Origin of the sequence: Ancylomarina sp. 16SWW S1-10-2 (assembly GCF_009669305.1) — a bacterium.
Lineage (GTDB): Bacteria > Bacteroidota > Bacteroidia > Bacteroidales > Marinifilaceae > Ancylomarina.
In genome coordinates, this window is record NZ_SADB01000037.1 from 1 (window position 1) to 20,840 (window position 20,840).

The 20,840-nt window shown below is 31.4% G+C and carries 19 protein-coding genes; 7 read left to right on the forward strand and 12 right to left on the reverse strand.

What is annotated here, in order from left to right; translation table 11 throughout:
• Positions 1-206: 206 nt before the first annotated feature.
• Together EMN46_RS18020 and EMN46_RS18025 are read right to left on the reverse strand one after the other, a co-directional pair.
• A complete protein-coding gene (locus EMN46_RS18020; protein WP_154202360.1) occupies positions 207-1,223 on the reverse strand; it encodes a YitT family protein in 1,017 nt (338 codons plus the stop codon).
• 1,247 nt (positions 1,224-2,470) lie between these two features.
• Positions 2,471-2,662, reverse strand: a complete 192-nt coding sequence (locus EMN46_RS18025; protein ID WP_154202362.1) for a cold-shock protein — start codon at positions 2,660-2,662, stop codon at positions 2,471-2,473.
• 240 nt (positions 2,663-2,902) lie between these two features.
• Here EMN46_RS18025 and rarD point away from each other — a divergent pair, with 240 nt between their 5' ends.
• The gene (gene rarD, locus EMN46_RS18030; RefSeq protein WP_154202364.1) at positions 2,903-3,805 is read left to right on the forward strand and encodes an EamA family transporter RarD; all 903 of its coding nucleotides are present in this window, start codon (positions 2,903-2,905) and stop codon (positions 3,803-3,805) included.
• Positions 3,806-3,944: 139 nt separating this feature from the next.
• Here rarD and EMN46_RS18035 read toward each other — a convergent pair whose 3' ends face one another.
• The 8 genes from EMN46_RS18035 to EMN46_RS18070 form a co-directional block, all read right to left on the reverse strand.
• Positions 3,945-4,361: a DUF5606 domain-containing protein gene (locus tag EMN46_RS18035; protein WP_154202366.1), complete on the reverse strand. Its 417-nt coding sequence runs from the start codon at positions 4,359-4,361 to the stop codon at positions 3,945-3,947.
• Between the two features lie 92 nt (positions 4,362-4,453).
• Positions 4,454-5,173, reverse strand: coding sequence for a TerB family tellurite resistance protein (locus EMN46_RS18040; protein WP_154202368.1), 720 nt, complete (start codon positions 5,171-5,173; stop codon positions 4,454-4,456).
• A 178-nt stretch (positions 5,174-5,351) separates the two neighbouring features.
• Positions 5,352-5,945, reverse strand: a complete 594-nt coding sequence (gene coaE / locus EMN46_RS18045; RefSeq protein WP_229130413.1) for a dephospho-CoA kinase — start codon at positions 5,943-5,945, stop codon at positions 5,352-5,354.
• 43 nt (positions 5,946-5,988) lie between these two features.
• Positions 5,989-6,999: a hypothetical protein gene (locus EMN46_RS18050; protein WP_154202370.1), complete on the reverse strand. Its 1,011-nt coding sequence runs from the start codon at positions 6,997-6,999 to the stop codon at positions 5,989-5,991.
• A 187-nt stretch (positions 7,000-7,186) separates the two neighbouring features.
• Positions 7,187-7,507 (reverse strand): preprotein translocase subunit YajC, encoded by a 321-nt coding sequence (gene yajC / locus EMN46_RS18055; protein WP_229130414.1) that lies wholly within the window; start codon positions 7,505-7,507, stop codon positions 7,187-7,189.
• Between the two features lie 43 nt (positions 7,508-7,550).
• Positions 7,551-8,000 carry a DUF1573 domain-containing protein gene (locus EMN46_RS18060; protein WP_154202372.1) on the reverse strand — a complete coding sequence of 150 codons (450 nt, stop codon included), beginning with the start codon at positions 7,998-8,000 and terminating at the stop codon, positions 7,551-7,553.
• Between the two features lie 90 nt (positions 8,001-8,090).
• Positions 8,091-8,651 (reverse strand): manganese efflux pump MntP family protein, encoded by a 561-nt coding sequence (locus EMN46_RS18065; protein WP_154202374.1) that lies wholly within the window; start codon positions 8,649-8,651, stop codon positions 8,091-8,093.
• A 145-nt stretch (positions 8,652-8,796) separates the two neighbouring features.
• Positions 8,797-9,762: a transcription antitermination protein NusB gene (locus EMN46_RS18070; protein WP_154202376.1), complete on the reverse strand. Its 966-nt coding sequence runs from the start codon at positions 9,760-9,762 to the stop codon at positions 8,797-8,799.
• A gap of 482 nt (positions 9,763-10,244) precedes the next feature.
• Here EMN46_RS18070 and EMN46_RS18075 point away from each other — a divergent pair, with 482 nt between their 5' ends.
• The 3 genes from EMN46_RS18075 (at position 10,245) to EMN46_RS18085 (ending at position 13,728) form a co-directional block, all read left to right on the forward strand.
• Positions 10,245-10,649, forward strand: coding sequence for a DUF3276 family protein (locus EMN46_RS18075; RefSeq protein WP_154202378.1), 405 nt, complete (start codon positions 10,245-10,247; stop codon positions 10,647-10,649).
• Between the two features lie 369 nt (positions 10,650-11,018).
• Positions 11,019-13,520: a ferrous iron transport protein B gene (gene feoB / locus EMN46_RS18080; RefSeq protein ID WP_154202380.1), complete on the forward strand. Its 2,502-nt coding sequence runs from the start codon at positions 11,019-11,021 to the stop codon at positions 13,518-13,520.
• A gap of 7 nt (positions 13,521-13,527) precedes the next feature.
• Positions 13,528-13,728 (forward strand): FeoB-associated Cys-rich membrane protein, encoded by a 201-nt coding sequence (locus EMN46_RS18085; RefSeq protein ID WP_154202382.1) that lies wholly within the window; start codon positions 13,528-13,530, stop codon positions 13,726-13,728.
• Positions 13,729-14,031: 303 nt separating this feature from the next.
• Here EMN46_RS18085 and argF read toward each other — a convergent pair whose 3' ends face one another.
• Both argF and EMN46_RS18095 read right to left on the reverse strand, forming a co-directional pair.
• Complete coding sequence (argF, locus tag EMN46_RS18090) at positions 14,032-15,033, reverse strand: ornithine carbamoyltransferase (protein WP_154202384.1); 1,002 nt, start codon at positions 15,031-15,033, stop codon at positions 14,032-14,034.
• An 89-nt stretch (positions 15,034-15,122) separates the two neighbouring features.
• On the reverse strand, positions 15,123-16,079 hold the full coding sequence (locus EMN46_RS18095; protein WP_154202386.1) for a carbamate kinase: 957 nt from the start codon (positions 16,077-16,079) through the stop codon (positions 15,123-15,125).
• Positions 16,080-16,624: 545 nt separating this feature from the next.
• Here EMN46_RS18095 and EMN46_RS18100 point away from each other — a divergent pair.
• The 3 genes from EMN46_RS18100 (at position 16,625) to EMN46_RS18110 (ending at position 20,677) form a co-directional block, all read left to right on the forward strand.
• The gene (locus EMN46_RS18100; RefSeq protein WP_154202388.1) at positions 16,625-17,302 is read left to right on the forward strand and encodes a hypothetical protein; all 678 of its coding nucleotides are present in this window, start codon (positions 16,625-16,627) and stop codon (positions 17,300-17,302) included.
• Positions 17,303-17,548: 246 nt separating this feature from the next.
• A complete protein-coding gene (locus EMN46_RS18105) occupies positions 17,549-19,960 on the forward strand; it encodes a DNA translocase FtsK (protein ID WP_154202390.1) in 2,412 nt (803 codons plus the stop codon).
• A 72-nt stretch (positions 19,961-20,032) separates the two neighbouring features.
• Entirely contained in the window at positions 20,033-20,677 is a 645-nt protein-coding gene (locus EMN46_RS18110; protein ID WP_154202392.1) for an outer membrane lipoprotein carrier protein LolA, read from the forward strand.
• The last annotated feature ends 163 nt before the right edge of the window (positions 20,678-20,840 follow it).

Here is a 20,840-nt window from a genome sequence, read left to right on the forward strand (position 1 = left end):
GTTCGTTAGAACGATGACTTTGCTGATGGCTTTCTTCAGATTTGCAGTCACCCACAACACCCTTGCCAATTGCTAGTTCTTCCTGTCAACTGGGTGAACTCAAGAACATTTCATCTTGATAGCACATTAACATACCCGACATACAAATAATAGAGATTTGAAATACATCAAACCTCTACTTGCTTAAAATTTAAACATGCTACCTATTAATTTCCTTGAACCTTGGCACTAAGAGACTTAAACCCTTCTCCTAAAATCTCATTGGTTTCCATTACCGTAATGAATGCTTGAGAATCAATAGAGTGAATATAATCCTGTAAAAGAGTCATCTCTCTCCTATTAAGCACCACAAAAATAATGTTTTTATCTGCCTTGTTATAGATACCCTGTCCCTTTATAAAAGTACCTCCACGATCTAAATCATCAATAATCTTAGTCCGAATCAACTCATACTGATCTGATATAATAAAAAGAGCTTTTTCGACATTAGCTCCTTGCAATGTCATATCAATCACCCTACCCGTAATATAAATCACCACCCAAGAATAAAGGGGAATCTGCCAATCTATATCTACTAATAAACTACAAAGCACAATGGTCGAATCCACATAAATCATCAGTTTTCCCAATGAAATTCTAGTATATTTTTCAATAATCATAGCAATAATATCAGAACCTGCTGTAGTTGCATGAGCCTTAAAAACAAGTGCTAAACCAAAACCAATAAGAATTCCTCCAAACACACAAGATAAAAGAACATCATCGACTAAAGCGACTAATCCCCACCATGCCGTAAGACCATCAATAAATACAGTACACAATATAAATCCCAAAATAGTTTTTATTCCAAATTTTGGTCCCAAAACTTTTATACCTAGAAAAGTTAAAGGAATATTAATCAATAATCCTGTAAAACCAATAGGTATTCCACCCTTGTATTGAATAAACATATTATTGATATAATCCATAAAAGGGTAAGTTATAGAACTTAAAAATCCCTGTTCACCTAGAGTGTGCAAATTTCCAAAAGGACCTGCAGGAAAAATCCCCTGAGTCAGGTTATTTACAATAATACCTATACCATAAACACCACCGGGTACAATACCATGAGGATCAATAAAGAAAACAAATCCCATTGCCATGATAAATGTTCCGAAAATAACCAAGGCATATTGATAAAACCATTGGTATGAAAACATATTCTTTTTTTGTAAAAATGTCATTTTAACCTACTTTATGCGATAAATAATTTTAAACTGAAAATCTAGTTAGCTATTATGCATTGCATATATATCAACACTTATGTTCTTTAATAAAACAAGTACCAATATGCAATAAGCACAAAAGCGGATTCACTTAAACCTAATTTTTTAAGCGATATGATTTTTATAAATAATTGTACAAACTAAATGCTCTAGCTTCCAGGCGGGAAATAGACATTTAAATAAAGGATATTTTGAAAAGAAAGAAATAAAGATTGCATAACAGTATTTAGACTTAAATTTAGAATTCTACTAAATCAATTAAAAATATTTATCAACTGCAGCTCAAAATAACGCAGTCAAAATATAAACTAAACTTATTGATATAAAAGGCATACAACTTCTTCACAACAAAATTAGAATAAGATCATTTGCATCACACTCAATTAACACAAGAATATAGATGAAACAACATATCAATTAAGATACTGTACAAACTATAATAAAGCGCAATTATAAGTGTAGAAAACTAGTTCTAGAAATTGATTCTAAAATTAATCGGAAATCAATATCTGTAATATGTGTTATAAGGGAAAACTTCCCATCGGATGATGGAAATTATATATCATGTCAAAAACCTTGAATTGAGTATTTACCCTATACTCATTTTCGCAAAAAGTCATATCCAATAATGGCATAACGATACAATTAAAAGTTACAATCCTATACTTCGCTAAAATATATTAACAAGTAAAAAGAATTGTGTGAAATATACAATTCAATAATTTAAACCTGATCTTAAATTTTATATTGCGAAAACTACAATAAGATAGGTCTCGTGGCTCTTTCTATTAGCAACATCATTCCATTTAACATCATCAAACAAAAGATGACTTGGTGCAATTTATAGTTGTCCTCTAGCTCACGTTTTCAGCGTGATTCCCTATTAAACCCTTTTCGTTGGGTATCTTATCATTTGTCGGCACAAAGATAGAAAATAATCATTTCTAAAAACAAATATTTTTAACAAAAAGCCATATCCAACACAAAGAAAACGCTGCATGAGACAACTAATATGATACTTATGTATGAAATAAATTTTAACTTATAATGAAAAAACGTTCAAATATTAACACAAATTAATGACCTCAACTTAATATTATCTTAGCTTTTTAAGTATAACCATTATTTCGACACCGTTTTTATCAAAATATTAGGCATAAAAAAAGCCCAATTTACATTGAGCTTTAAATTGATTTTTTTAAAAATTAGTCAATTTTCACATTGACTGCATTCATCCCTTTTTTACCTTCAACAACATCGAAAGAAACAACGTCTCCCTCATTAATCTTATCAATTAATCCTGTTGCGTGTACAAAAACATCTTCGTCTGTTTCACTGTTTTTAATAAAACCAAAACCTTTAGTTTCATTAAAGAATTTTACGGTACCTTGTGGCATTGCTTGAACTTTTTTGTTATTAATAGCGCTCTAAACACGCTTAAATTAATGCAATATAATAATTATGAATGGTTTATTTAAAGAACTCACCCCTTTTAATTAGAATTATCTCATAAACAATCTATTTATTAAAGCTCATTCTCTATCTCGAAACTCTAACTAATTATCAATTTTCTTCATTTTAAAGCCACAAATAAACTAATTAACTACATTTGCCATTCGTAAAACTGAAATTTTAAAATGGACAAAAGATCAAGTACTACCGCAGGTTACATTTATACACTCCAGGCATTTCTCGCATGGGGAATACTTCCCATCTATTGGAAACTACTCAATAGCATTCCTGCACTTGAAATACTTTCTCACCGTATATTTTGGTCTTTTATTTTTCTATTTATATGGCTACTATTCACCAAACAACAAAGAATATGGGATTTGCTTAAACAAAAAAAGACACGCAACAGTTTACTTCTATCTTCGATATTAATTGGGTCGAATTGGGGACTGTACATTTATGCCGTCAACTCAAATCAAATTATTGAAGCAAGTCTAGGTTATTATATTACTCCTTTAATGAATATTATGCTAGGCATTATTGTTTTAAAAGAAAAATTAGATAATCTTAAATTATTAGCTCTAATAATTGCCTGTATATCTGTAATTTACCTCACATTAGACTATGGCAAATTCCCCTGGATATCAATATGTTTAGCCGTTTCATTTTCGCTTTATGGACTTATTAAAAAAACTGCAGGAATTGAAGCAATGCCTGCCTTAAGCATTGAAACCTTAATACTAACACCAATTGCCGCCACTTTTATTGGATACAAAATGATACTCGGTACTGGTGCACTATTTGCAGATTCCAGTTTTGTCGATTTCATGTTCATTATGTCAGGAGTAGCAACAACCTTACCTCTTTATTGGTTTGCAAAAGGTGCACAGCGTATCCCTTTATCCTCATTAGGATTTATGCAATATATAGGACCATCTATTATGCTAATTATTGGAATTGTGATGTATAAAGAAACATTCAGTCGAGAACAAGCCATAGCTTTTGGTATGATTTGGATAGCCCTAGTTCTGTATACAATTTCGATGATTATAAATACACGGAAAAATAAAATAATCAAACAAGCTTAGCTCAATCGCTCTTTTAATTTAAACACACAAAAGGCTTAAAGGATTCATCATATCACGAAAACTTTTAAACCTATACTACATTACAAAAGAAAGGCTGTCAAAATATTGACAGCCTTTCTTTATGCTTTAAACTAATGCTTTATTCCTCTACAGAAGTTTCTTCTTTCTCAGCAACAACTTCGTTCAACATATCGTTTTCTTGAAGGATATTGTACCACTGAAATACTTTTTTCATATCAGAAACATAAACACGATCTTCATCGTAGTTTGGTAAAACAGCTCTCATATAAGCCTTCAAATCATTACCTGAAGCTTTATGACTAATAGCCTGTCCACCGTTTTCCTTTTCCTTAATATTCTTAATTACCTCTTGTAATTGAACATCTCCTTCTTCAGTGAAGATAGCGATATCTTCCAATGCAGAAATCTTTGAAGTCGCATGTGCAGGAGTACGTTTCTTATCAATTAAAGATTCTACTATAAAACCACTCTTTGTGTTCGAAACTAATTTGAACAGACCAGCCTGTCCTGATATAGCTAATATTCCTTTCAACATATTGTTATTTTTTAAGTTGGAAGCACAAAAATAAAATTCCAATTGGTTAAAAAAAACTTATTACAAATGTTTTTTACCCAAAACCCTTATAATTATGCAAATGCTCTCTCTTTCTTTATTTTTTCGTAAGCTTCACTTACTTTCTGAAATTTCTCTTTAGCAGCTTTCTGTACATCTTCACCCAAATAACTTACTTTATCAGGATGATATTTAACAGCCATCTTTCGGTATGCTTTCTTTATCTCATCATCACTAGCTGTTTTTTCAATTTCCAATACTTGATAAGCCCATCCGGTCTCTTGAATAAACATGGATTTAATGGAATTATAATCCGCTGATCTAACCCCCATATGGTAATAAATACTCTCAATCATGCTCAATTCTTTAGCATCAATTGTTCCATCAGCCTGAGCAATACCAAATAAGAAATGTAAAAGTTGTAATCGTGATGAATAGTCAAGTTGTTGCCTAATTTGCACACAAACCTGTTCTACAGGAATATCTTTATTTAATAAATCACGTAGTAAACTTAAAGCTTCGCCTGTTTTGTCAGCACCAAAATTCTTAAGAAGATATGCTTTTACATAATCGAGTTCTGATTTAAGCACCTTGCCGTCAGCTTTCATAACTGCAGCAACAAGAACCAATAAACTCATTAAAAAATCTCCCTGAGTTGTTCCCTGTTTCCCTGAAGTTGCTTTTAAATCTACCGAATCAAAAGCTGATCCTACAAAATAACCTAAAACCCCACCTATTGGACCTAAAAATGCCCAACCAAGACCTCCAACGATCCATTTTCCAAATTTTGCCATATTTATTATTTCGAAAATTTTTAATTTAAATTGCCACAAGAGTTAACTCTTGAAACAGTAACAAAAACAAAGAAACAAAAGAAGCATGAAATACCTCTTTGTATTGAGATAATTATTCTAGACTTAACAAAAATTAACGCCCACTAAGAAAGATTACCAACCTAGATCTAAAAGATAATTAAAGCTCTAGAATCTGCTTATGAATTTTTATTATCTGAGGTATAATAAGTTCTGTATTATTATAAATTACAAAATCAGATTTTTCAATTTTTTCTTGTTCTGAGATTTGTTTATTCATTCTTTCCAAAACAGAGTCACGCGAGCAAGAGTCACGTTCTATAACTCTTTTTATTCGGATTTCTTTATCAGCAGTAACAGTAATAATCTTATCAAAACTCGTATAAAGTCCGGTATCAAATAATATAGCCGATTCCTGAATAACATAGGGCTCACCCATATGTTCTAATAACCAATTCTGATAATGTAAACGTACCTGAGGGTGCACTATACTATTCACTTTCTTGAGTGCGTCATTATCATTAAAAATAATTTTAGCAAGTTCAGAGCGATTAAGTTCTCCAGTGACAGAATAGACTTTTTTTCCAAAAGCTTCAATCAAACTTTTGCATATGACACTATTCGTTCTCATTAACCTCTTAGCTTCAATATCTGAAGTATAAATAGATACTCCAAGTAGTTTGAAAAAATCAGCAACTAGTGATTTTCCACTACCTATACCTCCTGTTAAACCAATGCTCAATGGCTTATTCATCAATCATCAAATTTTAATTAGACAAACTGTGAAGTTCAACAATTTAATTATCCTCGTAATTCTTTTTCTCAATTAAATAACCAACTTCCTCTGGGTAAAAAGTAATATTAGAAACATTCATAGGTGAATTTATAAGATTAACCGTTAATTTATTTCTAATAGTATCCATCTTCAAATAATCAGCCTCAAGTTCAAATTGTTCGTTCGAAATGGTTTCATAATCCTTTAAGCCTACCAAATACGACAACTTTATTTCGTGAGGAAAAAGTCGTAAAAAAACAGAATCTGGTACATTAATCACGTTGATGCTAATTTGCTTTTGCGCCTCGGTATATTGTTCCACTAACAATTGTACTTGAACTCTCTTTTGAGCAAAATCTAGACCTTCAATCTTTACTAAACTTATTCTTTTTGTTTTATTTTCATTCAACTTTTTAAGTTCTAAACGTTCTGTTTCAAGTTGTTTTACACTATCAATAATAGCCTTAGAACCAATAACCCAAACACTATCAGGCTTTAACACAACATCACTTTCTAAGCGAAATTGAGGTTCAAACTTCAATTCCTTATTAAGATGAACAGGTATTTTCTTCTCAATTAAAGATGAAAACTGAAAGTTAATTGTATCTGGTGAAATATGAGTCACACTAATAGCTGACGACAATTGAGTAGCAACTTGGCTAGTCATTCTACTCGTTGGAAATAGAAAACTATTCTCACCAACCTTCTCCATTTTATTATTGGTATATTGATTCACAGGAAAATCAAGCGACTGAAAAAAGCTCAATTTATATCTCAACAAATCAAAGCCATATGCTCTTACAGTTAACTCCAACTCTTGTGGTAATTCATTACTTAAGATTTTTTTTGAAGGAAAATCTTTATAAGTAACAGGATAATTCACTGTTGTTGTATACTCCTTACTCAAGGCATTAAGAAACCAAAAGATGGTGGCTAGTACCACAAAAAACATATATGTTGCCAATTTTTTATTGGCTTTTATGTTTTGTTTATCAAATAGATCTTTAATTTTTGGGAAATCGGACAAAGTCAAAATCTTATATTTTAAGAGGTTAAACTATCACAAAAGCTTTTTCGTTAAGCCTTTCCTTATGCTATTTATTCAAACATGAATTTAAATAAAAAAAGCTATTACTCAACAAAGTAATAGCTTTTAGGCTAACAAAAATACGAAAAACGCATTTTATAATATTTTAATAGTAATAATTCACTACAGATTCTTATTTCTGAGCAACATCACTCATATCCTTAATAATAGCAACCTTGTCAATTTTCAAACGAGATTTGCCTTCTACTTCCATGATAACAGTTGTTTCCTGCATCTCGATAATCTTACCATAAATACCTCCTGTAGTTACAATTTTATCGCCTTTTTTCAACTCTTCACGGAATTTTTTAAGATCTTTCTGACGCTTCATCTGAGGACGAATCATAAAAAAGTAAAAAACAACGACTATTGCTCCTAGCATCAAAAGAGATCCATAAGGACTTTGTCCTTCTTGAGGTTGTGTCATCAACACAATGTTTAATAAATTAAGCATTTGATATAAATATTAGATTATAAATTAAATTTTCAACTAATAGCTACTTTATAATAGCTGTAATTTTAAGTTCTTTTACTTTGTGTTTTGTATTTGCGAATATAGTCAAAACCTTGTACTGTTTACCATGTCTATCTTTAGAATCAAACTCAACAGTAATTTTAGATTCTTCACCAACCTTTATTGGCTTCTTTTCCCATTTCACAACTGTGCATCCACAAGAACTTTCAATATTTCTAATAATTAAATTAGAATCACCAACATTTTTAAAATAGAATTCACAAACAACGATTTCACCTTCGGTAATTTCTCCAAATTTATGAATTTCCTTAGTAAACTCAAATTTAGGATATGTTTGTTTTTCATCTATCCCATTTTTACTCTCAATAAAACCATCAGCAAGTTTACTGTCTGTATGGACGGTTTGTTTGCATGATTCCAAAGAACAAAAACAAATTAATAAAACAAGTACATATAAAAGACGAAAAAACATGACTCTATTTTTAAAACAGGCGCAATTAAATCAAAATTTCCTCACAAAAATAATAATTTGCACTTTTTTAACAAAAAGTACTTTTTAGGTTTAAAAGGTAAGATGTTCGTAAAGAATATTTGTTCCTAAACCAATTAGTACCAAACCTCCAATTAAAGTAAATTTCCAATTAAATTTTGCTCCCAATTTACAACCAATAAAAATACCTATAAAAGATAATACAAATGACGTAAGACCTATTATGTATACAGGAGTTATGATAGACATATCGAGAAAAGCAAAATTAACACCAACAACTAAAGCATCAAGACTAGTTGCCAAGGCTAGGCCTATTACAACACATCTTTTTTCTGGATTAAAACAACAATGATCCTCTTCACACTTTAAATCATCGTATATCATCTTGCCACCTAAGCCTAAAAGGAGAAAAAATGCTACCCAATGATCAATACTAATAATATAGTGTCTAAAACTTGTTCCAATCATCCAACCTATAACAGGCATAAGAGATTGAAAAAAGCCCATATAAAAAGCAATACGAATAAAATGTTTTGAATTAAATTCTTTCAAAATTAAACCTGCTGTAATAGAAACAGCAAAACTATCCATTGCAAGACTAACTGCAATCAAAATAATTTCAAATAAACTCATAACTATTGAATAAACAGAAAGTAATCATATTTAGAAATTCGAGAATTGTTCAGAAACAACAAACCTGTATTTAAGTTTTTACACAAACTAAAACACAGATTCGTATGCAAAAAAAAGGAAGCTATAAACAAGCTTCCTTTCTAAATTATGATTTTGCGAGTTTCGATTGTTCAATCAAACCTCGTCCAATTTTATTTATCTTACCTTCTTTCTGAAGATCTTTAATCATTTTATCAAGCAATCCATTTATAAAAGTGCTTGAATTTTCGGTACTGTAGTATTTCGCAATTTCAAGATACTCATTAAAACTCGCTTTAATTGGAATACTTTGAAATTCTTGAATTTCAGTTAGAGACATTTCCATAATTAAAATGTCCATAAAAGCAATTCGCTCCAAATCCCAATTCTTAGTATTCTCTTTTATCAAGCCTAAATTTTCTTCGTGCTTTAATACCGTTTTACGGAATAGAACTCTTACAAATTCTTCATCGTCGCTATCCTTAAACAATGACATTAGCGAAACATGCTCGTTATCACCATCTTTAAATTGTTTGATAGTACGAACAACCATACTCAAAATGAATTCAATTTCATCATTCCAATAAATACTCTTATCTTCCATTAAAGAATAAAAGTTATCATCTTTCGCAATGATATTCATGAAAATCTTCTCAACCAACTTTTTGTCTGCAGCAAAATCGTTTTTTTCTGCATTCATATAGTTACTGTAAAGATCGGATTCTGTAATGGTCTTATATAGACCTCTAACAAAACCTTCCTGATCTGACCACGAAATAGAATGAGCCTCTACGTAGCTATTTAACTGAACATTTTCAGCCAATTGCTTTAACAACTTATTCTCAATAAAACGGGTGTTGGGATGAATATCTACAGGAGTAGGAACCAATTTGTTGCGACCAGCTTCAATTTTCTTTTCAGCTATAAATGCAACATCTACAAGAAGTAGAAGTAAATAATGATATAAATCGTAAGCTTTTCCAACACTAAAGAACAACTCTTTTTCGGCTTTTGCTAATGAACGATCATCATTCTTGTAATAAGCGTAAAGTATTTGTAACACTTTAACACGCAGCAATCTTCTACTAATCATACTTTTAAAGAACTTTGTTTATTACTCTGATTCAATGAATGATATAGATGTAGTATCGCAAAAACAAATTGTATTTTGCAACATACTCATGCTTCATCAACAAATCTTATTTTTAAACTGTCTGCAAATGTAGCTATTTTTTTTAATCAGCCAAAGCCAGTCGTCCCATATTTAAAAGGATATGCCAAAATATTCCACATAAAACTGTTAATTCTAAGTGAAAAAAAATGTAAAAAAGCACTCTGACTGACTTAACATACTAGTTTTAATGCAATTACAAACACCCGGGTTTTTACTTTATAAATACGGCACTAGCATTATCTACATAAATACATAATCAAATAGAAGTATACATCACAACTATTAAACAAAACAACAAACAAATGTTTAGAATTATTTATGACTAAAAGTGGCGTAAATACAGACTTTTTTTTTATTTTTGGAATATCAATAAACAAATAATATCATAAATTCATTCAGAAATGGAAGGTTACGATAAAAAAGCAGAGTTCGAAAAGAGAAACCGTGAAGATATTTATTCTAACGCGGTTAGAGCTGGAAAGAGAACTTATTTCTTTGATGCAAAAGCCACTCGAAATGAGGATTATTATCTAACTATTACTGAAAGTAAAAAACGATACGACAAAGAAGGAAACTATACTTTTGAAAAACGTAAGATCTTTCTTTACAAAGAAGATTTTGATAAATTCTCAGAAGGCCTATTGGAAGCTCTTGGAGTTCTTAGAGAAGCTAATAACTCAGTCTCAAAAAATTCAGAAAAATCTATAAACGATATTGAAATTACAACTGAAATATCCTCTGAAATAACTGAAGATTTGGAACTTAAATCTTTTACACAAGTTGAATTTGAAGATTTAACAGAGTAAGTCATAAACCTATAAAATAGTAAGAGCTATCGATTAAATTTCCGATAGCTCTTTTTTTTATATTATACTTTTATATTCATCTATAAATTATGTAAATAGATATTAATCTGACATTTGACCTAGTTACATACAACCAAATTTAGTTTACTAACTAAATAAAACCATTACAATACCTATATGTAGTGATTGTTTTTGAAGCCATTTTCATTTAGATTTGCACTAAATTAAAATAGTCTAACACTAAACCCCTATTTTTTTTACTAATGAACTTGATTAAAAACAAGCAAAAATAGATTGATTTAAAATTGGGGGTTAGCTTTTTCGTGAATGAATATCATTCACTCTATATATTATTGATACGCACCAAACATGAAACTTTCTGAATTAACCGATAATCAAGAAGGTATTATAATAAAAGTACAGGGGTATGGCGCATTTCGTAAAAGAATTACTGAAATGGGCTTTATTAAAGGTAAAAAAGTAACCGTAATTAAAAAAGCACCACTTAAAGACCCTGTTGAATACAATATCATGGGCTACCAAGTGTCCCTACGAAGAAGTGAAGCTGCACTTATAGAAGTTATCACCATAAAAGAAGCTACTTCTCTAAAAACTAAAGACTTTAGAGGTATTATTGACGAAGAGACACTGAAGACTTCTGCTCATGAAAAAGGGAAAAATATTCAAATTGCTTTAGTTGGAAATCCTAATTCAGGAAAAACAACTTTTTTCAATTTTGCATCTGGTTCAAAAGAGCACGTAGGTAACTACTCTGGTGTTACTGTAGATTCTAAACTTGCTAAAGTAAAACAAAGCGGTTATAAATTTGATGTCGTCGATCTTCCTGGAACTTATTCATTAACAGCCTACACATCCGAAGAACTTTACGTTCGAGAATACATAATAGAAAAACGCCCAGATGTTGTTGTCAACGTTGTTGATGCCTCCAACTTAGAAAGAAACCTTTACCTCACCACTCAACTTATAGACATGGATATTAAGGTTGTATTAGCCTTAAATATGTATGATGAGCTAGAAAAGAATGGTGCTCAATTTGATTATAAGAAACTTGGTAAAATGCTAGGTATTCCTATCATCCCAACTGTTAGCTCAAAAGGAAAAGGAATTAAGAACGTTTTCGATAAAGTAATTGATGTTTATGAAGATAAAGATCCTATTGTACGACATATACATATAAACTATGGTGCTACTGTAGAAAAATCAATAGAAAAACTTCAGGCATATATCAAATGCAGTAGACGTCTTTTATCAATAGCTTCGCCTCGCTTTTTAGCAGTCAAACTTTTAGAAGGTGACGAAAAAGCTCTTGAAAACATTAAATTGTGCACCAACTATGAAACGATAAAAAAGAGTCTTGAACGCGAAATAAAGGTAATAGAATCTACTTTTAGCGAAGTAAGTGAAACAGTAATTACTGATGCCAAATATGGTTTTATAGATGGAGCTTTAAAAGAAACCTACAAAGAAAATCCAATAAAACGAAGACGGAAAACTGCTATTATCGACAATTTTCTAACACATAAGCTGTTTGGATTCCCCTTGTTTTTCTTTTTTATGTTCATGACATTTTATGCGACATTCCACTTGGGACAATACCCAATGAATTGGATTGAAATTGGAATTGGATATTTAGGCGAGTTTATTAAAACTATTATGCCCGATGGTGCATTGAAAGATTTACTTGTAGATGGGATTATAGGAGGCGTTGGAGGTGTTATTGTTTTCTTACCCAATATCTTGATTTTATTTTTCTTTATTTCATTTATGGAAGACACAGGCTATATGGCCCGTACAGCTTTTATTATGGATAAATTAATGCACAAAATTGGCTTACATGGTAAATCATTTATTCCTTTAGTAATGGGATTTGGTTGCAATGTGCCAGCATTAATGGCCACAAGAACTCTTGAAAATAAAAACGATAGAATTCTTACCATGTTGATTACGCCATTTATGTCGTGCTCAGCTCGTTTACCAGTATATATTCTAATTATAGGAACATTTTTCCCAGAACAATCAAGCTTAGTTCTTTTTAGTATATACATGCTTGGAATTTTATTGGCAATTGTTTTTGCCAAAGTATTTAAGGCGAGTTTTTTCAAGAGTAAAGAGGCTCCTTTCGTAATGGAGCTTCCACCATATCGTATTCCAACTTTAAAGTCTACAATTATACATATGTGGTCTAAAGGTGGAGAATACCTTAAGAAAATGGGTGGCGTTATATTAGTCGCATCTATTATTATATGGGCTTTAGGCTACTTCCCTCTCAATGTTGATTACTCTAAAAACTACGATAAAATACTAACTCAGAATGAAGTTCAGTTTAATACAGATCTTTCGACTGCAAATCCAACAGAGGAAATTAAACTTCAGCATGATTATGAAGTATTAACGACTTCTATTATGAATGAAAAACTTGAAGAAAAACAGCAACTATCTTACATTGGTCAAATAGGAAACTGCATTGCTCCTGTTTTTTATCCACTTGGTTTTGACTGGAAAATGACTGTAAGTATTCTAACTGGAATAGCTGCAAAAGAAGTTGTAGTTAGTACAATGGGTGTTCTTTATAAAAATGGAGAAGGCAGCGATGAAAATAGCGAAGGTTTAAGAAATAATCTACGAAAACAAAAATTCACAGGATCATACAGAAATGGAGAAAAAGTATTTGACAACGCTTCTGCCCTATCATTCTTGATTTTTATATTAATATATTTTCCGTGTATTGCGGTGGTAGCAACCATAACAAAGGAATCAAATTGGAAATGGTCTGCTTTTGTAGTAGCTTACACAACTACTTTAGCATGGATTGTATCCTTTATAAGCTACCAAATTGTTAATCTTTTATAAGCGAATTATGGATTTTCAACTTATTATAACATATCTAATCATTTTAGCTGCTGTTAGCTATGCTGGTTTTCATTTATACAGAGTAATAAAACCACCTAAAAATAGATCTATCTGTGGAGGATGTAGCTCCTGTCAATTCAAAAAAGATTTGATGAAAAACAAAATCAGAATGGATGAATTAAAAATGGCAGATAACACTAAAAAGTAATTCTATTTTAAACGATATCATATATCCTTTTTAAAAGCATCATTAGCTTTTTAAGATAAGATTACCATATTAACCAAAACCCATTTACATAAATGTAAATGGGTTTTGTCTATTATTAAGTAGTCAACGTTATTATACTTCTTAGATTCAAAAATATTTAAATTGGGTAAATGTTATATGTTTTTTTAAGAAACATAAACAATAAACACACACACGTTTACAAATCACTCACCAAGCCAGATAAAAAAGAAAAGGGTTCTTGAAATAAATCAAGAACCCTTTTGTATATAAATGCGATTGAGATTATGCTCCCAAACTAGCAACCATTACAGCTTTAATAGTATGTTGACGATTCTCAGCTTCATCAAATACGATAGAAGCAGCAGATTCAAATACCTCTTCAGTTACTTCTACACCATCCATACCAAATTTTTGGAAAACTTCTTCTCCAACTTTAGTGTCTCTGTTGTGATAAGCAGGAAGACAATGCATAAATTTACAAGCTTTGTTTCCTGTAGCAGCCATCAACTCAGCATTGATTTGATAAGGTTTCAAAATACTAATTCTTTCTTTCCAAACTTCATCAGGCTCACCCATTGATACCCAAACGTCAGTATAAAGGAAATCACATCCTTTAACACCTGCTTTTGCATCATCAGTAATTGTAATAGTAGCACCAGTTTCTTTAGCAATCTCATTACACTGAGCAACTAATTCTTTTTCTGGTTGAAGATTGTTAGGACCAACTATTCTAACATCCATACCCATTTTAGCAGCACCTACCATTAATGAGTTAGCCATATTGTTACGAGCATCACCTAAGTAAGCAAAAGACACTTGGCTTAATGGCTTGTCAATATGCTCTGACATAGTTAAAAAGTCAGCTAAAATTTGAGTTGGATGGAATTCATCAGTTAAACCATTCCAAACAGGAACACCTGCATACTTACCCAATTCTTCAACAATAGCTTGTCCGTATCCACGGTACTCAATACCATCATACATACGACCTAATACACGAGCCGTATCAGCCATTGATTCTTTAACACCAATTTGTGAACCAGAAGGTCCTAAATAAGTTACGTGAGCTCCTTGATCATAAGCAGCAGTTTCAAATGCACAACGAGTACGAGTTGAAGATTTTTCAAATATCAAAGCGATATTCTTACCCTTCATAGTCTGTACTTCAGTTCCAGCATACTTAGCTCTCTTAAGATCTCTAGCAAGATCTAACATATATTGCATTTCCTTTGGAGTAAAATCCAATAATTTCAGAAAATTTCTGTTTTTTAAATTAAAGCTCATGGTATCTATTTTTTTTAGTGATTACGCCCACAAAATTAAGCCTAATCTGAAATTTAAAAAAGTATTATTTAATCTAAATCCAAAAGAATTTAGTCTTCGTATTCCATTGTAATCTTAGTCCCGTATGATCTATCTTCAAGCTTAGTTGCTTCGGTAATTACTGATTTACCACCACCATTCTCAATAAAGCTTAAACAAGCACGAATTTTAGGAGCCATAGAACCTTCAGCAAAGGTACCATCTGCTAAATATCCCATTGTATCAGCATGATTTAAGAACTCAAGTTTTTCCTCATTAGGACCTTTAAAATCTTTATAAACAAAAGAGACATCAGTTAAAATATAAAATTCGTCAGCTTTAACTCTAGCACCAATTAATGCAGAAGCTAAATCCTTATCAATTACAGCTTCAACTGGACAAAGCATACCATTTTCATCTTCTGAAACTGGAACACCACCACCACCAACTGTAATCACAATATTTCCTTGACGAGCTAAGTTCTCTATAACTTTCTCATTTAATACACGAATTGGCTTTGGCGAAGGCACAACACGTCTCCAACCTCCATCAGTTTTAACTTCCTCTTTAAAAATCCATCCTTTTTCAGTAATTAACTTATCTGCTTCTTCTCTAGAATAAATTTTACCAACACGCTTAACAGGATCTGCGAATGCAGGATCATTTTTATCAACAATAACTTGAGTAACAAGAGTCACAACATCTTTTTCAATGCCATTTTTCTTTAGAATATTACGTAAGTTTCGTTCAATCATATAACCAATTCCACCCTGTGAATCGGCAACATCAATATCCAAAGGCATTTGAGGAATGTTGTAAAGTTGTTCTCCGGCATCATTTCTCATCAATATGTTTCCCACTTGTGGACCATTACCATGAGCAAGAATAACATCATATCCTTCTTTTACAAGGAAGATAAGATTTTCAAGAGTATCTAAAGTATTTTGTCCTTGTTCTTCAACTGTACCTTTTTGATTTCCTCTTAATAAGGCATTTCCACCTAATGCTACAACTGCTAATTTATTCATTTTAGGTATTATTTATGTTGTTTAAGTTCTGAGCTACAAATCTAGAATTTTTATCAATATTTCAATGGATTTTTTAAAATTTTAAAAAAATTTCTATTAACTATAAGTCAGCACCTTAGTACATTGCATTTTACTGTAAAATATAAATCCACCTAAAAAATTGAAAGTCAACACACAGTCTTTTTAAAAGAATGCACTCGTTTGAATTTACAATAAACTTTTACTGTTATGTTCAAATAAGATATGTCAATCAATTCAGCATGTGTTTTTCATATTTTATATAATTATGAATATCACAAAACACATTTTTATCCATTTTATCAATCTAAACCAAATAGAAATGTGTTTATTTAACGCAATTTATAAGTCAAATTAAACTCAATAAATAATGATGCTTACATAAATCTTCTTCAAATTTCAAGGATGATATTTACAAAGTAATTGTTTACTTTCACCAGAAATAGATTAAATTAGATAACATTCTAAGATCAAAGCTTACATAACATTAACTATTCTCTGTTTTCATTAAAGAATCGAATTACAATATGAAACGCACCGCTTTAATACTGATCATCTTACAAGTACTTATATCTTGTTCTAGCAAATCGAACAACGTTAAAGCTGATGCTGAAGGTACTATTACTTATAAGTTGTATTATGAAACCAGTGAGGATTCGAATCCAATTATAGCTCTTCTTCCTACACAAGTTGAGTATAAATTTCAAAACAATAATATTTTGGTTTTATCCGAAGGTTATTTAGGATTTTTCAGTACAAAATTCATTTCAAAATTTGATGAACCCAAGAGCTCTATGCTTTTTAAGATTCTCAACAAAAAAATGAATTACGAATTTGGTAATAAAGAAATTCCCTTTATTTACAATAAAAAATTAGCAACTAAAATCAAATATCTTAAAACAGATACAATAATTGCAGGTTATAAATGTAAGTTGGCTAAAGTTTCTATTGAAGATATACCTAATCCTATTAATGTTTACTATACCGAAGATATTCAATTAAAAAATCCGAACAGAAATACGCCTTTCAATAAAATAGATGGTGTTCTGCTAGAATTTGAAACTACAATGAATAAATTTAAAGTTAAATTTTCTGCTCAAAATGTTAGTTTAGCACCTGTCAATAAGGATGAATTCATTATCCCCTCAGAATATGTAAAATCTGATGCTAAAACCATCATAAAATACCTATCAAACTTCAAATAATAAACTGTCCTTATCTGCTAGAAATAAATCTAATCCTTCTTTTTATTTTTAAAACCTAAGCACCTAACATTCGTTAACTCTTTACTTACACAGTGTTGCACAAACAATAAAATTCAACAACATTCGTTTCCTTTTAAGATCTAATAACATAGAGAATATCTAGAATTTCTAAGCCTATTTTCATGCGGAAATACGCCCTATTTTTATTACTTTCACATCAGATTATAAGAAGGGAAAACAGACTCAATGGCAAAAAAAAGAAACACTAAAACAAAAAAGGAATGGTTTACAAAACCTTCTTTTTTAGAAGATGACCGCATACGATTTATTCTAGGAATTAGCTCTAGCTTATTTACCATATATTTAGGCTTAGCTTTTGTATCCTTCTTTTTTACAGGAGGAGCCGATCAATCTAAATTAGATATTAAATTACTAGAACTCCTTTTTGACTCAGGAATTAGGGTCGAAAACTGGACAGGCAAAACTGGAGCTTTTCTTTCTAACCTACTAATAAATAAAGGTTTTGGAATAGCAGCATGTTCTATTTTATATATCCTTACCGTTTTGTCATTTCGCTTATTTGGATTAAAATTTCAATCCCTTAAAAAAAGTATTCTTTATACATTACTATACAGTATATTGGCTTCAGTTGTTTTAGCATTCGTATTTGTTGATTCAACCACAACAGACTTTCTTTATTTGGGTGGTACTCATGGCTATTTCATCAGCGAGTGGCTAATTTCACTTATAGGAAATATAGGAACACTATTCCTGATTATCATTTTCTTCTTTACTCTAGTTGCATTTAGTTTTAACAATGCAGTTACTTTCATGAAAAAACCTTTTAAAAGAAAGCCAAAACCTGAATCAAATAAATTCGACCTTGAAGATGTTGATGATGATGAAGAAGAGCTTGGTGAAAAAGAAACTGAAGAAGAAGAAATACTTGATGAAGAAATTAATACCACTTTCAAGGAAGATGATAAAGAAGAACTACCAATTATTGATAAAACAACAGAAATTAATCTTGATATAGATACTGATGTTAAACCAAAACAAAAGGAAAATACACAAGAGGATAATCTTGAGTTAACAATTGAAACAGTACATATTAAAGACGAAAGTGTTTCAATTAATCATGTCCCTACGGAAGATTTCGACCCGACACTTGACCTTTCGAACTATAAGTTTCCAACGATTGATTTATTAGAAGATCATCATATTAACAATTCGGAGGTAAGTAAAGACGAACTTGAAAGTAATAAAATCAAAATTGTAGACACGCTGCGCAATTATAAAATTGAGATTACTAAGATTAAAGCAACAATTGGTCCAACAGTAACCTTATATGAAATTGTACCTGCTCCTGGAGTTCGTATTTCTAAAATTAAAAATCTTGAAGATGATATTGCTCTTAGTTTAGCTGCACTAGGTATTCGTATTATTGCCCCAATTCCTGGACGAGGAACCATTGGTATTGAAGTCCCAAATAGAACACCAGAAATTGTTTCTATGAGGGGTATTATTGCATCTAAGAAATTTCAAGAATCTAAGTATGCGCTTCCTGTTGCACTAGGAAAAACCATCTCGAACGATATCTATACACTCGATCTTGCAAAAATGCCTCACCTCCTTGTTGCTGGTGCAACTGGACAAGGTAAATCGGTTGGTCTAAATGCGATTATAACATCTTTACTTTATAAAAAACACCCTTCTCAACTTAAATTTGTATTAATCGATCCTAAAAAAGTTGAATTGAATATTTATTCAACTATTGAGAAACATTTCTTGGCTAAACTTCCTGAGGAAGAAGAAGCTATTATTACCGATATTCATAAAGTTATTGCGACTCTAAATTCACTTTGTGTTGAAATGGACGCTCGTTACGACCTACTTAAAAAAGCTCACACTCGTAACATCATCGAATACAATAGAAAATTTGTTACTCGCAAACTAAATCCAGAAAATGGACACCGATACTTACCTTACATTGTTGTAATTATAGATGAGTTTGCCGATTTAATAATGACAGCTGGTAAAGAAGTTGAAACACCTATTGCTCGTATCGCTCAGCTAGCGCGTGCCATTGGTATTCACATGATTATTGCAACACAGCGACCATCTACAAATATTATTACTGGTGTTATTAAAGCCAACTTCCCTGCACGTATTGCATTTAAAGTTGCCTCTATGATTGACTCTCGTACAATTTTAGATAGTCCTGGAGCCAACCAATTAATAGGTAGAGGTGATATGCTTATCTCCCAAGGAAGTGAATTGATTCGTGTGCAATGTGCATTTGTTGATACCCCAGAAGTTGAAGCTCTTACTGAATACATTCAGAGACAGCAAGCTTACCCAACTGCCTTACTATTACCTGAATATGTAGCTGAAAGCAGTGAAAATACAGCTGAAATTGATTTACAAAAACGAGATGTTTTATTTGAAGAAGCTGCCCGTTTAGTTGTTGGAAATCAGCAAGGATCGACTTCAGCCATTCAACGCCGTTTCTCAATTGGATACAATCGTGCAGGCCGTATTGTCGATCAACTTGAAGCAGCTGGCATCGTTGGCCCTTTCGAAGGAAGTAAAGCTCGTCAAGTTCTTATTTCTGATGAATATTCGCTAGAAAAATTATTAACTTCGATATTAGCATAAATTGGCATAATAATTGATTTAACTCATACATTACAAAACATTTCAATCCATTAAAAAATAAATATTAAGAATATGATAAAATATATTTCGCTACTATTAATAACAATTTTAAGTCTTAATGTATCTGCTCAAGAAAATAAAGCAAAAACGATCTTAGATAAAGTTTCTGCAATCAATAAGAAACATACTAGTGTAAAAGCTGAGTTTGCGTTTAATATGGATAATGCAGAAGAAGATGTTCACGAGAGCTCTAATGGTAATATTATTCTAAAGGGTAATAAATACCGCTTATATCTAATGAATGTGTACACTTATTTTGATGGTAAAACCATTTACCAACATCTTGTAGATGCAGAAGAAGTTAACATAAAAGAACCTGATGAAGATGACGAAGAAGCTGGTTTAAACCCAACACAAATTTTCAGTCTATACGAAACGGGGTTTAAGTTTAACTACATAGAGGAACAAAAAATAGCAAGTGGAACGGTTCATGTAATAGACCTATTTCCTTTGGATGAAGAAAGACCTTTCTCGAAAATAAGACTAAATATCGACACTAAAAGTTTAGAAATAAAATCTCTTGTTTCAATTGGAAAAGATGGTAATAATATCACCATTAAAATCAAGAAATTTGAGCCTAATGTGAAATTTAAGGATTCTGATTTTGTTTTCGATCAGGCTGCAAACCCTGATGTGGAAGTTGTTGACATGAGATAATAAATCTCTTTCAAAAAAATCGAGTAGGTTGGGGGATTACTCCCCCGCCCTCTCACACCACCGTACGTACTCTCGTATACGGCGGTTTCAAATTAATTTTGTAACAGTGCGTATTTAATCGACATATTAAACAAACCTAAATCCTCGAACCATTTTAGGTTCA